Source organism: Psychrobacter sp. Ps1 (genome assembly GCF_022129425.1).
Classification (GTDB): Bacteria; Pseudomonadota; Gammaproteobacteria; order Pseudomonadales; family Moraxellaceae; genus Psychrobacter.
The window spans coordinates 1-14,262 of the sequence record NZ_JADQAN010000006.1 but is presented as its reverse complement, the minus strand read 5'-3'; the positions used below and the strand labels follow the sequence as shown (position 1 = coordinate 14,262).

General features: G+C 43.7%; 14 protein-coding genes. 9 read left to right on the top strand and 5 right to left on the bottom strand.

From position 1 onward, the window contains the following. Positions 1-66 precede the first annotated feature (66 nt). The 4 genes from mpl to I3249_RS04175 all read left to right on the top strand — a co-directional run bounded on the left by mpl (position 67) and on the right by I3249_RS04175 (position 4,255). Positions 67-1,548, top strand: coding sequence for a UDP-N-acetylmuramate:L-alanyl-gamma-D-glutamyl-meso-diaminopimelate ligase (gene mpl / locus I3249_RS04190; protein ID WP_238068770.1), 1,482 nt, complete (start codon positions 67-69; stop codon positions 1,546-1,548). 341 nt (positions 1,549-1,889) lie between these two features. Beyond that, on the top strand, positions 1,890-2,144 hold the full coding sequence (locus I3249_RS04185; RefSeq protein WP_102078210.1) for a GlsB/YeaQ/YmgE family stress response membrane protein: 255 nt from the start codon (positions 1,890-1,892) through the stop codon (positions 2,142-2,144). A gap of 233 nt (positions 2,145-2,377) precedes the next feature. Next, the gene (def, locus tag I3249_RS04180) at positions 2,378-2,932 is read left to right on the top strand and encodes a peptide deformylase (protein WP_057757649.1); all 555 of its coding nucleotides are present in this window, start codon (positions 2,378-2,380) and stop codon (positions 2,930-2,932) included. A gap of 147 nt (positions 2,933-3,079) precedes the next feature. After that, positions 3,080-4,255, top strand: a complete 1,176-nt coding sequence (locus tag I3249_RS04175) for a type III PLP-dependent enzyme (protein ID WP_102091404.1) — start codon at positions 3,080-3,082, stop codon at positions 4,253-4,255. Positions 4,256-4,335: 80 nt separating this feature from the next. Here I3249_RS04175 and I3249_RS04170 read toward each other — a convergent pair whose 3' ends face one another. The 3 genes from I3249_RS04170 to dnaJ form a co-directional block, all read right to left on the bottom strand. Continuing rightward, entirely contained in the window at positions 4,336-5,262 is a 927-nt protein-coding gene (locus I3249_RS04170; RefSeq protein ID WP_238068768.1) for a hypothetical protein, read from the bottom strand. A gap of 77 nt (positions 5,263-5,339) precedes the next feature. Next, a complete protein-coding gene (gene dapB, locus I3249_RS04165) occupies positions 5,340-6,170 on the bottom strand; it encodes a 4-hydroxy-tetrahydrodipicolinate reductase (protein WP_238068766.1) in 831 nt (276 codons plus the stop codon). 172 nt (positions 6,171-6,342) lie between these two features. Continuing rightward, on the bottom strand, positions 6,343-7,479 hold the full coding sequence (gene dnaJ / locus I3249_RS04160) for a molecular chaperone DnaJ (RefSeq protein ID WP_238068765.1): 1,137 nt from the start codon (positions 7,477-7,479) through the stop codon (positions 6,343-6,345). Positions 7,480-7,733: 254 nt separating this feature from the next. Here dnaJ and I3249_RS04155 point away from each other — a divergent pair, with 254 nt between their 5' ends. Further along, entirely contained in the window at positions 7,734-8,552 is an 819-nt protein-coding gene (locus I3249_RS04155; protein ID WP_238068764.1) for a DUF2939 domain-containing protein, read from the top strand. A 153-nt stretch (positions 8,553-8,705) separates the two neighbouring features. Here the strand turns inward: I3249_RS04155 and I3249_RS04150 are convergent, their stop codons facing one another. Together I3249_RS04150 and I3249_RS04145 are read right to left on the bottom strand one after the other, a co-directional pair. Then, positions 8,706-9,770, bottom strand: a complete 1,065-nt coding sequence (locus I3249_RS04150) for a disulfide isomerase DsbC N-terminal domain-containing protein (protein WP_238068762.1) — start codon at positions 9,768-9,770, stop codon at positions 8,706-8,708. 376 nt (positions 9,771-10,146) lie between these two features. Then, a complete protein-coding gene (locus I3249_RS04145) occupies positions 10,147-10,851 on the bottom strand; it encodes a 16S rRNA pseudouridine(516) synthase (RefSeq protein WP_057757631.1) in 705 nt (234 codons plus the stop codon). Positions 10,852-11,048: 197 nt separating this feature from the next. Between I3249_RS04145 and I3249_RS04140 the strand changes: the two genes are divergently transcribed. The 4 genes from I3249_RS04140 to I3249_RS04125 all read left to right on the top strand — a co-directional run bounded on the left by I3249_RS04140 (position 11,049) and on the right by I3249_RS04125 (position 14,161). Then, complete coding sequence (locus I3249_RS04140; protein WP_238068761.1) at positions 11,049-11,651, top strand: YigZ family protein; 603 nt, start codon at positions 11,049-11,051, stop codon at positions 11,649-11,651. A gap of 246 nt (positions 11,652-11,897) precedes the next feature. Further along, positions 11,898-12,995, top strand: a complete 1,098-nt coding sequence (locus tag I3249_RS04135) for an alpha/beta fold hydrolase (protein ID WP_238068760.1) — start codon at positions 11,898-11,900, stop codon at positions 12,993-12,995. A 59-nt stretch (positions 12,996-13,054) separates the two neighbouring features. Next, a complete protein-coding gene (locus tag I3249_RS04130) occupies positions 13,055-13,606 on the top strand; it encodes an acyl-CoA thioesterase (RefSeq protein WP_057757622.1) in 552 nt (183 codons plus the stop codon). 177 nt (positions 13,607-13,783) lie between these two features. Continuing rightward, positions 13,784-14,161 carry a DsrE family protein gene (locus I3249_RS04125; protein ID WP_102078217.1) on the top strand — a complete coding sequence of 126 codons (378 nt, stop codon included), beginning with the start codon at positions 13,784-13,786 and terminating at the stop codon, positions 14,159-14,161. Positions 14,162-14,262: the final 101 nt, after the last annotated feature.

Sequence of the window (14,262 nt, the reverse complement as noted above, 5' to 3'; positions counted from 1 at the left end):
CTAGGCACTTCACACTTTATTTTATCCGCTCTCTATTCTTTTCATTCAAGCGCGTACGGAACGTCTATGCATATTCATATCCTTGGTATTTGTGGTACTTTTATGGGCTCACTGGCATTGCTAGCACGTGCGCTTGGGCATACGGTTACGGGTTCAGATGCCAATGTCTATCCTCCTATGTCCACTCAACTCGAAAATGCTGGCGTAACTATAGAAGAAGGCTACCTAGTAGAGCACTTGCAACCAACGCCAGACTTAGTGGTCGTTGGGAACGCAATGAAGCGCGGCATGGATGTGATTGAGTACATGCTAGATAATGGCTTGCGCTATACCTCAGGTCCGCAGTTCTTATCTGAGCAAGTATTGCAGTCACGCCACGTAATCGCTGTTGCAGGTACGCATGGCAAGACCACAACCACGACGATGCTTGCGTGGATATTACATTATGCTGGTATCGATGCAGGGTTTTTGATTGGCGGTGTGCCATTGGTTGATACGACTGACGAGCACTTACAGCATGTGTTTGCACATAGCAGCTATTTGGGGGCTGATAAAAGCGATGATGATAAATCTGGTTACTTTGTGATTGAAGCAGATGAGTACGACTCTGCGTTTTTTGATAAGCGCTCAAAGTTCGTTCACTATCGTCCGCGCACTGCTATTTTGAATAACCTTGAATTTGATCATGCAGACATCTTTGCAGATCTCAATGCAATACAAACTCAGTTTCACCATATGGTGCGTATGATTCCAAGCACTGGCAAAATCATTATGCCAGCCGCGACCATCAGTCTAGAAGATACGCTAGCAAAAGGGGTTTGGACACCTATCTGGCGTACTGCCGTCATCGACTCTACTTTAGATGATACTAGTGAAAATACGCGTGCTCTAAAAGATAGTAGCGATTGGCAGGCTGAGCTAATTCAAGAAGACGGTAGTAAGTTCAAAGTCAGTTTTGCTGCTAATGAAGAGGCAACTGCTATCGTAAACTGGTCAATGAGCGGTATCCATAACGTCAATAACGCTTTAGTTGCTGTGGCTGCTGCCTATGACATTGGTGTCAGTGTTGAGGCTGCTTGTGCTGCCTTATCAGATTTCGCTGGTATCAAGCGCCGGATGGAGCTGATTGGCGACGTTAATGACATCTTAGTCTTTGATGATTTTGCCCATCATCCAACAGCTATTACGACCACATTAGATGGTGCCAAAAAGAAGCTGGCTGATAGACGCATTTGGGCTATCATTGAGCCGCGTAGTAACACCATGAAAATGGGTATTCATCAAGACAGCTTGGCTCAATCAGCGGCACTTGCTGACTACACATTATGGTACGAGCCTACTGGTTTGGAATGGGGCTTAAAAGAGGTCATCGAACAAGCTAAGGCTACTAGCGACGCTATCGGCAACCAACAAGTGCTATCAAGCATTGATGCTATCATTGAGCATATCAGCGGTCATGCAAAAGCAGGTGATGCGATTGTGGTTATGTCAAATGGCGGTTTTGAAGGGATTCATCAGCGTTTATTAACCGCACTGCATACCGGCTAACGCTTTTAGCTAGAATCAAGAAATAGCTTTTCTTATTTTTCTCTATACAAACGCAGCTCATCTAATAGATGGCTGCGTTTTTTATTTCTAATATTTACATATCTTCATTATATGGATTCAGCCTTACAAGTACCACGTTGATAAACGCTGTTAGCACCACTGCTACCTTTGTAACCTTTCGTTTACTTATTGCTCTTACTCAATAGCAAATCGGACTTTTTCCTCACATAGCCCCTACAGTAGTAACATTTTATGCTTACTTTTGCGTCCGAGGAGTGTTTACAATAGATTTATCAAAATTTGTAACACATTATAAATATTAATAATATTAGGAGAATAACATGAGCTTTATTTGGATGATTATTGTAGGTTTAGTCGCAGGTTTATTAGCACGTGCTATCAAACCAGGTAATGACCCTATGGGTTGGGTTATGACTATCGTATTGGGTATCGTTGGTGCAATGCTAGGTGGTTTCCTAGCTGGCCTAATCGGTATTAACGCTGATGGTGGTTTCACTGGTCTTATATTCTCAGTAATTGGTGCAATTATCCTACTGTTCTTATATGAAATGATTGTAAACAAACGCCGTGCATAATTAGTTATAAGCTGTGCATAGCTTGGTCATAAATGATTATTAGCTAATTAAAATACTATATAAACAAAGCCTTGCATTAAGCAGGGCTTTTTTATGCCATTTATCAGTAAAATCCAGTCTTTCTATATGCATATAGCATCATATGACTGCGAAAGTATTGATAAGCATTACTTTTGTCCCCATTTATCTTATAATATCAACCCTATTTTGTCCTTATCATTGAGGTGAGCGTTATGGCACTACTCCCTATCTTAAGTTACCCAGATCCTCGCTTGCGTACTATCGCCAAGCCTGTCAAGGAAGTGACTGCTGAAATCAAAACCTTAATCGCAGACATGATCGAGACGATGTATGATGCTCAAGGCATCGGGCTTGCAGCCAGTCAAGTGGATCATCATATTCAGCTTATCGTTATGGATTTGTCTGAAGACAAAAGCTCTCCTAGAGTTTTTATCAACCCAAAAGTCACGCCACTGGTAGAAGAAAAGCAACCGTATGAAGAAGGCTGCTTATCTGTACCTGATGTCTATGACAAAGTCGAACGTCCTAATAAAGTCCGTATCGAAGCGTTAGACGGTAACGGTGAGGTCATCGACGAAGTAGTCGAAGGACTGCTTGCTGTTTGTATCCAGCATGAAATGGATCACCTAAATGGCGTAATCTTCGTTGACTACTTGTCTCGTCTGAAACAGACGCGTGCTCGTGATAAAGTCCGCAAAGTTCTTAAAATACGTGAAAAGCAAGAAGCTCAATCAGCAGAAAAACAGACACAAGCTGTCAATTCTTAAAGCTCTACTCTTTATTCTTATCTTTTTTATTTCGTCTTTATCCTTCACATAGTTACGTCTACAGTGAGTGTTAATATTTAGCATTCACTGTTTGGCGATAATTTTTCTAACCGATACAGTTTCCACAAAAGGTTTACTACTATGACAATGATCAAAATTGACCAATATTTTGAACCTGCCAGCTGGCAGAAATTTACCAAGGCTGCTGAAGGTCGCGAGACGCCTTTCTTGGTAGTTGACCTTAGTCGAATCGAAACCAAATACCATGAAATGGTAAGTCTGTTTCCTAATGCAAAACTGCATTATGCAATGAAAGCTAGCCCTGCGGTGGAAGTAATCAATTTACTAGCAAACCTTGGTTCTAACTTTGACTGTGCCTCTATTTATGAGCTTGATCGCGTGCTTGGTTGCGGCGTTGATCCATCTCGTATCTCGTATGGCAACACCATCAAAAAAGCTGAGCATGTTAAATATGCTTTTGAGAAAGGCATCGATCTATATGCGACTGATTCAGAAGCGGATCTAAAAAACATTGCCAAACACGCTCCAGGCTCTAAAATATTTGTTCGTATCTTGGTGCAAGGATCAGAGACAGCAGAATGGCCATTATCACGTAAGTTTGGTTGCCATCCTAATATGGCCATCGACCTACTGGTTCAAGCACGCGAGCTGGGCTTGGTGCCTTATGGTATCTCATTCCACGTTGGTAGCCAGCAAAAAGACGTCGCTGCATGGGATGATGCATTAGCCAAAGTTAAATATATGTTTGACTGGATGAAGAACGAAGAAGGTATCAAGCTACAAATGATCAATCTAGGTGGCGGCTTCCCAACCAACTACATCAGCGAAGTCAATCCTATTAAGGTCTATGCAGAAGAGATTACCAGCTATTTGACTGATGATTATAATGATGATGAGATGCCTGAGATTATTTTAGAACCAGGCCGTTCACTCGTTGGTGGTTCAGGTGTCTTGGTTAGTGATGTGGTACTGATCTCTCGTAAGTCAGATACCGATTTGACTCGTTGGGTATATACCGACGTTGGTCTATTCCAAGGCTTAATCGAAACGCTAGGCGAAGCTATCAAGTACCCTGTCTATACGCCTAAGATGGAAACGTCTACCAGCGAGGGTACTGTGGTATTGGCAGGCCCAACCTGTGATTCAACCGATATCATGTATGAAGAAGCGGGTTATCAGCTACCAGAAGAGCTTGAGATTGGTGATAAAATCTACTGGCTGACCACTGGTGCTTATACCAACTCTTACTCATCGGTAGAGTTCAATGGTTTCCCACCGCTCGAAGTGGTTTATATTGACTAGTATTTGTAATGTTCCACAAAAAAGCGCGGCACGGTTGTTAATACTCGTGTCGCGCTTTTTTGTACGTAACGATTTCATAACTAGTCAACTCTTAAAGAAATAGGCACGCTATTATTGGTATTACGGCTACTGTTACTAGTGCTATTGGTTAAGTTTTGTGAAATCTGTCCAATTGTCACCCACTGTCCACGCGGCACGATAATCGTACTGTTCAATCTTTGACCTCGAATAGCATTGCTAGCACTGTTAGTATTATTAGTAGAACTCATTTGATTATAAGGTGAATTCAGCTGCACTAACCTTTCTTCCACTTGGGAGAGTTGTACTTCCACCTGTCCATTGGGCAGCAATCTTGGTGTGACGGCAATCCCTTGTGTCGTTGGCAGTAGTATTTGCTGTTGAATCACAATCTGTGGTCTTAGGTTATCGTTAGCTGAACGATGATAAGTTGAATAGTTATTACCATTATAGGTTTGAGTTAGCGAGTAGAGCGTACCTGTGCTGATACTCGCCGCACTGCCAGACAATGTTTGTACTTGATATAGATTCTTACCCTGCTGCTGGCTGCTACGCTGACTAATAACCCCTGCACCTTGAATACCACGATTGGTAATAATGACCTGACTTTGCTGAATATTACCTTGCTCGCTACTACTATTGCCAACACGTACAGCGACCGTCAATGCCTGTGGCTGACGGTCAATCTGAGACAATAACTGCTGTACCGCCTCATAATTCCGTGCCGTCGTTCGCAGTACCAATTTATCTTGATACGTAGTCACTGTGCCACCGTCAGAACTACTATTTAGTTGCTGCCTTACTGCAGGTAACAGACTAGCGCCGCCATAGGTATGGATGACATAAGTTTGAGCAGTACTAGCTTGTACGCTAATTGGTAGAACCGATAGACTCAGTGCACCAACAGACAGACATACACAGCTCGTAAGATTGATGGTACAAACAGCACCAATCAGTCTATGACTAATATAACGTTTAATGCTATTCATACCTACTCCCTTGCTGCTATTAAGTCATCGAGCCATCAGTCATAACGCTAAACTTGATCGTCAACTATAAATAGTCGTTAGTCACTTAATCCAAGTACATCTTGCATGTTGTACTGACCTACTTCCTGCTCAACAACCCAAGTTGCGGCACGTACGGCACCAGCGGCAAATGTCATGCGCGCGCGTGCACGATGGGTAATCTCGACCACTTCGCCATCTGCGATAAACATCACAGTATGGTCGCCTACGATTTCGCCACCACGTACCGCGTGGATACCGATTGTCCCAGATTCGCGCTCGCCAGTTTGTCCTTCGCGGCCATAAATAGCGACGTCTTTTAGGTTCTGTCCGCGCGCTTCCGCGACGGCTTCGGCCATCATATACGCCGTACCAGAAGGCGCATCGATTTTGTGTTTATGATGGGCTTCGATGATTTCTACATCAGCATCATTACCAAACGCTTTGGCAGCCATACCGAGTAGCTTCAATGATAAATTAACGCCTGTCGAATAGTTACCCGCATATACGATAGTGATTTTCTCACTTGCTTTTGCCAGTACTCGTTCTTGCTGTTCATTGAATCCTGTCGTCCCGATGACCATAGCGACGTTATGCTCAGCACAAACTTGCATGTTTTTTTCAGTAGCGTCAGGTAAGCTAAAATCAATCAGCACATCGATATCATTAATCACAGCGACTAAGTCATCAACAATTTGTACATTTAAATGACCGATAGCAGCAACTTCGCCGGCATCAGCACCAACTAGGCTAGAGCCTTGACGCTCAATCGCTGCTTTTAATGCAGTTTGTGGATTGTTCTGTACTGCCTCAATAAGCATACGACCCATACGGCCGCCTGCACCGATTACCCCAACGTTGATAGATTTATTATTTATTTGTTCGCTCATGTTTTTACCTTAAATGTTTTATATTTGGTGAAATTATTTTTGACCATATTTATCGTAAGTTTAGCAAATATCATCACATGAATGGCTTTTTATACCATCAATAAAAAGCCCAAAGGTTTCATGTGAAACCTTTGGGCTTAGTTCAATACTAGCTACTTAGTTAAACTATTTCTTAATCGAACAAATCACCGATTTTTTTGAAGAATGATTTTTTATGTGGCGACTGTTGATGCTTGCTGTCATCATCCAACGTGTCTTGGAATTGGCGTAACAAGTCTTTTTGCTCACGAGTTAGATTTACTGGCGTTTCGATAACCACACGGCAAATCAAGTCACCTTTCATAGTAGTACGGACTGGCGTTACGCCCTTGCCGCGTACACGCAGTAACTTACCGCTTTGCGTACCTTCTGCCACTTTGATTTTTACTTTGCCATCTAAGGTTGGGATTTCGACTTCTTTGCCCAATGCTGCATCAGTAATGCTTACTGGTACATCCATATATAGGTCAGCGCCTTGACGGGTAAAGACATTGTGCTGTTTGACGCGTACTTCGACATATAGATCGCCGTTTTGTACGCCAGCGCCGCCCGCTTCGCCTTCGCCTGCTAGACGAACGCGATCACCATCATCGACGCCTGCAGGGATAGAGACTTCTAACGTGCGTGATTTGTCTTTTACGCCGTTACCATGACAGTCTGAACAAGGGTTTTTGATCTGTTTACCAGTACCGCCGCAATGAGGACAAGCTTGCTGTACCGCAAAGAAACCTTGCTGCATACGTACTTGACCTTGGCCATGACAAGTCTGACAGGTAACCACATCAGAAGCATTTTTTGCCCCTTTACCATCACAGGTATCACAAGGCGCAGGAGCCGTGAAACTGATTTCTTTTTTGCAGCCACGTACGGCTTCTTCTAATGTCAGCTCAATCACATAACGCAAGTCAGAGCCGCGACGCGAACGCCTACCACCGCCGCCACGCTGCTGACCGAAGATATCACCGAAGTTACCAAAGATATCGCCAAAGATATCTTGGAAGTTACCGCCACCTGCGCCGCCGAAGCCGCCGCCACCCATGCCGTTTTCGAAGGCTGCATGGCCCATACGGTCGTAGGCCGAACGTTTCTCTTCGTCGCTCAATACTTCATAAGCCATTGAAGCTTCTTTGAATTTGTCTTCCGAATCAGGATCATCAGAGTTGCGATCTGGATGGTATTTCATGGCAAGCTTACGGTAGGCTCGCTTAATTTCTTTGCTGTCAGCGGTCTTGCTGACACCTAATATTTCATAAAAATCGCGCTTACTCATGCTCTCTCCTATCGTCTTTACAGCCACACCGGTTCGTCAAATCATCAGCTCAATTGATAATTGTCTTAATCTTATTCGTGATTCTTAACTAACGGATATGTATAACGTTTCACATGAAACATTACAAATCATATGCTATAGAACCATGATACTTAGACTTAACCAACAAATACGGTGAAGGCTGCTTAGCCAAATCAATTATAAAAAGTTTGCGCTATTTATGGAGATGGTCTGCTGATTTATCAAGCTCTTAAATGATGAAATTAGCAGTTGGCATCGCTGCGGCAAAAGCCAAACGATTTATTAAGGTTACTGCAAAGCTTTTCGTACCTGAGCGGTGCCCAGTCGTGCTAATATTTACCGCCACATCTACGGTCATTTATACTCATAGTGATGACGATTGCGACAAGGTATCAAGTCTTATGAAAAAGCTGGTTATTCTATTAATCATCATTGCGGTAGCAGTGTATGCAGGCTCGCCTTATTACAGCGCTTATCAGCTCAAAAACGCTTATGACGATAAAGACGGTGCCACTATCGCAGCGGCTATTGATTATGAGCAAGTGCGACCAAGCGTCCAAAATCAGCTAACTAGCCAATTTGCGACGACAATGACTAAGTACCCACTAATTTCTGAACTAGGTGGTGAACCGTTGACCGAAGCCGCGAATGGTTTTATCGCGCAGGCAGTTGAAGGTGCCATCACACCGCAGAATATCGAAAAGGTGATTAATACCCAAGGTCAAGCCAATACAGCAACCAAAGAGCTAGCTGCAGCATGGGCCATCGCTAGCGATCAAGTTGACTTGAAAAACCTAATTCAGAGCTTAATCATTCAGCGCGGTGATGTCGATGCCGTGGTCAAAAGCCAAATGCAGCAAGTCATGAAAAAACAAGCGGCCGAACTTGAGCAGCAAGTCGCCCAAGGCAATGACAGCGAAAAGCCAACGCTGAGCTACTGTGGTATCAATTGCTTTAGTATCAGTGATCAGGTAAAAGGATATCCTCTCACTATCGAGATGCAGCGTGAAGGGCTTATCCATTGGAAAATCGTTGATATCGTCTTACCATAAATTATTTAAGACAGCTTTTGAGATGCAAAAATGTCTGAATAGAACCCAAAAAGACCGCCTTATGAACTGATTCATAAGGCGGTCTTTTTACGTTGTTTAGCAGTCAAATATCTTAATTTTTTAAACTAAAAAACACTTAACCATACCAGTCGATTATTCAACGCCCAAGAATTCTAGAAATTCTGGGCTTTCAAAACTCGCCTGATATAGCACGCCATCTTCACGATATATTGCAGGCGTCGCCATTACCGCGAGTCCAGCTGCTTTTTCACGATTGGGTGTTACATGGTCAACTGTACAACTTGCTGATGCAGGTGTCATTTCACCCTGTAGCATCGCTTTGTCAAATGCCTGACGACGACTGTCTTCATCCGCTTGACACCAGATACCACGCATCTGCTTCGGTGACGCCTCATATATCGGATAGCCGATGACATTGACCGTCACGCCTTTCGCATTGAGTGATGGCACTTGCTGATGTAATCGGCGGCAGTAAGGGCAGTTCACATCATCCGCCACATAGATAACGGCTCTCTCAGTAGTGGTTGCTGGATAAGTAATCAGTTGGCTTTTGTCCAATGACGCAAACACAGACTGGTTTTTGCGTTTTTCAAAGTTTTCATCGAGGCCGATAAATTGACCATTTTCGATGACTGATATTTCGCCATCGGTAATATACTGCGCATCATCTGATAGTAAAAACGGCACCCCTTCTAGCGTTGCACCCCAGATAACACCCGGTACTGCGGTATAAAAGAACGGTGTTTTCGCGCTCATGTTCTTAAGCGCAGCCATATTTGCTAGCATGTCAGACTTGACTGAAGCACTGACAGGTTCGCCTACCTGCGCACTCGTGCTACGTACTGGTGTTTTGGTCACTACCCGTTTGCTTGGGTTTTTCTGTAGCTCACCTTGTATGACGTAACGACCATCTTCGGTGATGTGCAGCGGCAGTTGTCCAGCCAAATTCACTTGATACATATTGGGCAGTTTGGATGGCACAATAGAAGTAATCTGTGTTTTGATGCCTGCTTGGGTCAGTACTTGGCGCAAGCGCTTATCGACAGTCGCACTCACTGTCTGAGTTGCTTGCGAATTTGTAGTGCTTTGCGTTACGTTATTGCTGTTGGCATCCGCTGAACTTGGCTGAGCACAAGCAGTGGTTGCTAATAGTATGACACTGATTAGGCTAGCAGACTTTAATACAGGTAATGTCACAGAGAGATTCCTATCTGGCTTTTAATAATGACGATTTTCGATATTAAGACCAATTCCAAAGCTATTACTAACTGAAAGGTAGCAACTATTTTCTGATTAGTCAGATCCTTGGAATTGGTTTAAGGGTTGTCTGTCATAAAAATATAGATAAAAAAGACTGTAGCATATGGGATAGTTTTGCAAAGCAATAAATTGCAAATATCGCAAAACTGCTACTTAGCTTTAAGAGATAGGCAACACAGGTAGGTAGTAGACATAAATACAATATAGCAGACCGCAAAAAGCAGCACACTGGGTAGCGGCTGCTAATGGGTTTAAAACGGTAATTTCAAGACAAATACTAATGCCAAAGCTTAATAGTTTCAGTGCTTATTTCTTAAAACTTGGCAACTTCTTCTGGCGTTAAGAAACGGCTATCGCCTTTTTCTAGGCCTTCTAGATTGATATGACCGATACTGGCGCGGTGCAGCTCAGTGACTCGATTACCGAAGTAACCCATCATACGTTTGACCTGATGGTATTTGCCCTGCTCTAATGTCAGACGTGCATGTTTTTCATCAATGAACTCAAGAACAGCAGGCTTGGTTGGCTCGTAATCCCCTTCAAGCAAGATGCCTTCAGCCACTTTCTTAACGGCTTTTTCTTGTGCATCACTATCCATTGCATCTGCCAAAGTCAGCTCGTACACCTTTGCATGCTCGTGCTTAGGACTGGTGACACGGTGCAGCCAGCCGCCATCATCACTCATCAGCAATGCGCCAGTGGTATCGACATCGAGACGCCCAGCGATCCGCAAGCTGCCCAATTCTGGTACAGCAATCAGTTCAGTGACGATTGGATATTCTTTAACTTTTAGTGTGCACTCAAAGCCTTCAGGCTTATATAACAAGATATAGCGATTACCCGCAGCGACCGACAATGGCTCGCCCGCCCACATCACATCATCATTGACCACATCGACATGTAGGCCAGGATCTTTAACCACTTGATCGTTTACGGTGATTTCGCCGGCGTGCATGATCTTTTTTGACTCTTTGCGCGACAGCTCGGTGGCTTTACTAATGAATTTATCTAAACGCATACTATTTACTACCATCGGTTTTATTATACCAGCCCTAAATCAGAAACTAACAACGCCAGCACTCAGCCGTGAGCGGCTCGTTATCTTCGATGGTTAGAAATGGTACTATAATGAAAAATTAAATAAACACTGTGCTCAATACAAAAGCCAGTGAAAGTCAGACCAGTTTAACATATCCAACCTAAGCCTGATGAAATATGAGCTATCAAACGTTAAAACGTGCCGTTACCACGCGACTCGAAATTAAAAAATCTGAGTTTATCGCTTACGCCTATCCGGTGACTTCTCGCGAGCAAGCAATGTTTCACGTGGAACAACTACGCGAGCAATATCCCGATGCACGGCATTTCTGCTGGGCATACATCATCGGTGATCCAGATAATACCACCAGTGCTGGTTTCGATGATGATGGCGAGCCTAGCGGTACGGCTGGTCGACCGATATTGAATGTACTGCAGCATAAGTCGATCGGCAACGTGATTATCATCGTGGTGCGTTATTTCGGTGGTATCAAGTTGGGAGCAGGTGGCCTTACCCGTGCTTATGCCGGCTCTGCCCAAGCGGCAGTTGACGAGATGATATTGAACCCTTATGTACCGATGACCCAGATTCAAATACTGGCAGAGTTTGCGACCGAAGCGCAATGCCGCTATATGATAGAGATCCTTGGTGGTCATATCGACGATGTCGCCTACAGTAAGCAAGTGACCTTAACCGCCACACTCGCTAAAGCAGATGTCGAAAATTTAAAAGCGCGCTTAGCAATGGATGGTCGCGTATTGGACAATTCAGAAGACTAAAAATTTCTGATTAACTACTCTTATCGGCCGTTTCAGATAGTTTTCTTTTCAATATGCTTATTCGTTAAATTGTTTCAGGAGCTGCTTCTCAGTAACTGCTTTGAGTAGCTAATTTCCAGTAGCTGCTTTTCAGTAATCATGCGTTCACTGAAAATTATTGGTTTTCACAGGTACTGACGTTATGATAAAAAACCCTTATCACGCTACTCTATTCGTTTTTCCACAATTATTAAATAAGATCAATATATGCCAACTTCAGCCAAACCTTTTTCTCCAGCACCTTTTAAGCCACCATTTTGGCTGACCAATCCACATCTGCAAAGCATCCTGCCCAAATTTTTTGCGCCAAAGGCACCAACCTACCGCCGCGTGGTCGAAAAAGACTCATTGGACGAGAGTGATATTGCTTATGATTTTTATGATGCGCACCCTGTAGAAGCATCAAAAGATGGTGAGCTTGAGCAAACCCCATTGATTGTCCTCTTCCACGGCATGGAAGGCAGTAGTGACAGTCATTATGCGCGCGCACTAGCGTACCAAATGCACGCGCAAGGCTGGCACTTTGTGGTGGCACATTTCCGTAGTTGCGGTGGTATTCCTGCTAGTGGCACAGTATTTTATAATGCAGGCGACACTGACGAGGTGCATCATGCGCTACAGAATTTGCGTGAGCAGTATGCCAATATCTATGCCGTTGGTGTCTCATTAGGTGGCAATGCACTGGCCAAATACATGGGCGAATATGAGGACAAAGTCCTATGTAAAGGTGCCGTTGTTATCTCCGCGCCAGTCGATATGTCCTCAGCTGCCATTACTATGCACAGCTTTTTGAGTCATCGTATCTATACGCCGTACCTGCTTAACCCAATTATTAAAAAAGCATTGGCAAACGATCTCACGCAAGATGAAATCAACTCTATCAAAGCTGCCAATCGTATCAGTGATTTCGATGACATCTTTACCGCGCCGCGTCACGGATATCGCTCCAAAAACGATTATTACCATACTGCATCCGCCATGCCGTATTTGCGCAACGTCACTCACCCTCTGCTATTAATCAGTGCAAAGGACGACCCTTTTATTGGCTTCACTGCTACCCCAAATGATGTCTCTGAGAGTGTCACTATCTTAGATACTGAGCACGGTGGGCACATCGGTTATCTACGTTATCGCTCAGACAACGGTCAGTCCAACAGCAAATCGTCTGTCACCAATGATAAAGAGACCAAGACTTCAAAATTCGATATTAACTGGATACCTGAAACTGTCAGCGCTTATTTTAATTGGATTGGTGTGGCTTCTACTAGCGAGTCTTCTCAGGATGTGGGCTCTGACAATAAATAATCACTGTCATCAATGACAAAATAATAACGCCAACGTTTATAACCTTTTGAGAGTGTTTTATGTACCCATTTATCCGTTATGCTAGCACCATCGCTCATGCTGCTCTAAAAGCAAAAAAGGGCGACACACTGACGTTTAAGGACACCAGTGAGATTCAGTTTCGCTGCCGCTTATCCGATATAGATAATTTTTTGGAGATGAATAACGGCCGCGTATTTACGCTTTATGATTTGGGTCGTATGGACTTTGCAGTACGGACTGGTCTTGGCAAGCAATTGTTAAAACAACGCTGGGGTTTGGTCATCGCTGGCAGCACTATCCAATACCGTAAGCGTATTCGCGCCTTTCAAAAAGTCACACTCAAAACCAAAATCGTCGGTATCGATGCGCGCTGGCTCTATATCGAACAATCAATGTGGGTCAAGGGCCAGCCCTGCTCATCTGGACTACTGCGTACCGGTGTGACCAAGGGTGGTAGAGTGATCGACACGGCACAAGTACTGGCTGCACTTGGCCAATCTGACTGGGATCTACCGCCAACGGGTTACGTGGCTGAGTGGATCAAAAGTGATGCTGATCGTCCGTGGCCGCCTGTTGATACAGCTGACTAACTTAACTTTATAAGCTAGAAACCCATTACTTTTAGCTTATTTAACAGATGGTATAAGCAAGCAACCTTATAGCTACTATTCCATAACAACTCATTATATAAATACATATAATAAATGTTAGGATAGTAGTGAGTACATACTCAGACAAAACAAATATAGTCTTATAAGGAGAATAATATGGCTAATACAACAGATTATGTCGGTACGTTATTTGATAATAGCGAATCAAACCCAAGCAAAATTACTTTAGCATTTACCATGGCAGGCGTCGCACTGAAAAAAGGACACTCTGCTACTGTGATATTAATGGTGGATGCGGTGCATCTGGCAAAACCAAACGCGCTAGACAATGTAGATATCGGTGATCCGTTCGAGCCAGCTGGTGAGTTACTAGAAGCCTTTATCGAAAAAGGTGGCCAAGTATTGGTCTGCGGCGCTTGTATGAAACACAACGGTGTAGAAGAGTCAGATATCGACAAGCGCTTTGAAGTGATTAGCGGTGATGATGTGGTTGAGCTGTTGATGAATGCGAAAGGGTCGTTGCAGTTGAATTAGGACATAAGCAAATTCAGTTAATCAGAGACCATCCCAGATTCTGTGTAACTGCCATTTAGATTAAATGCTTACTAATACGGTCATCAAACATAATCATAAAG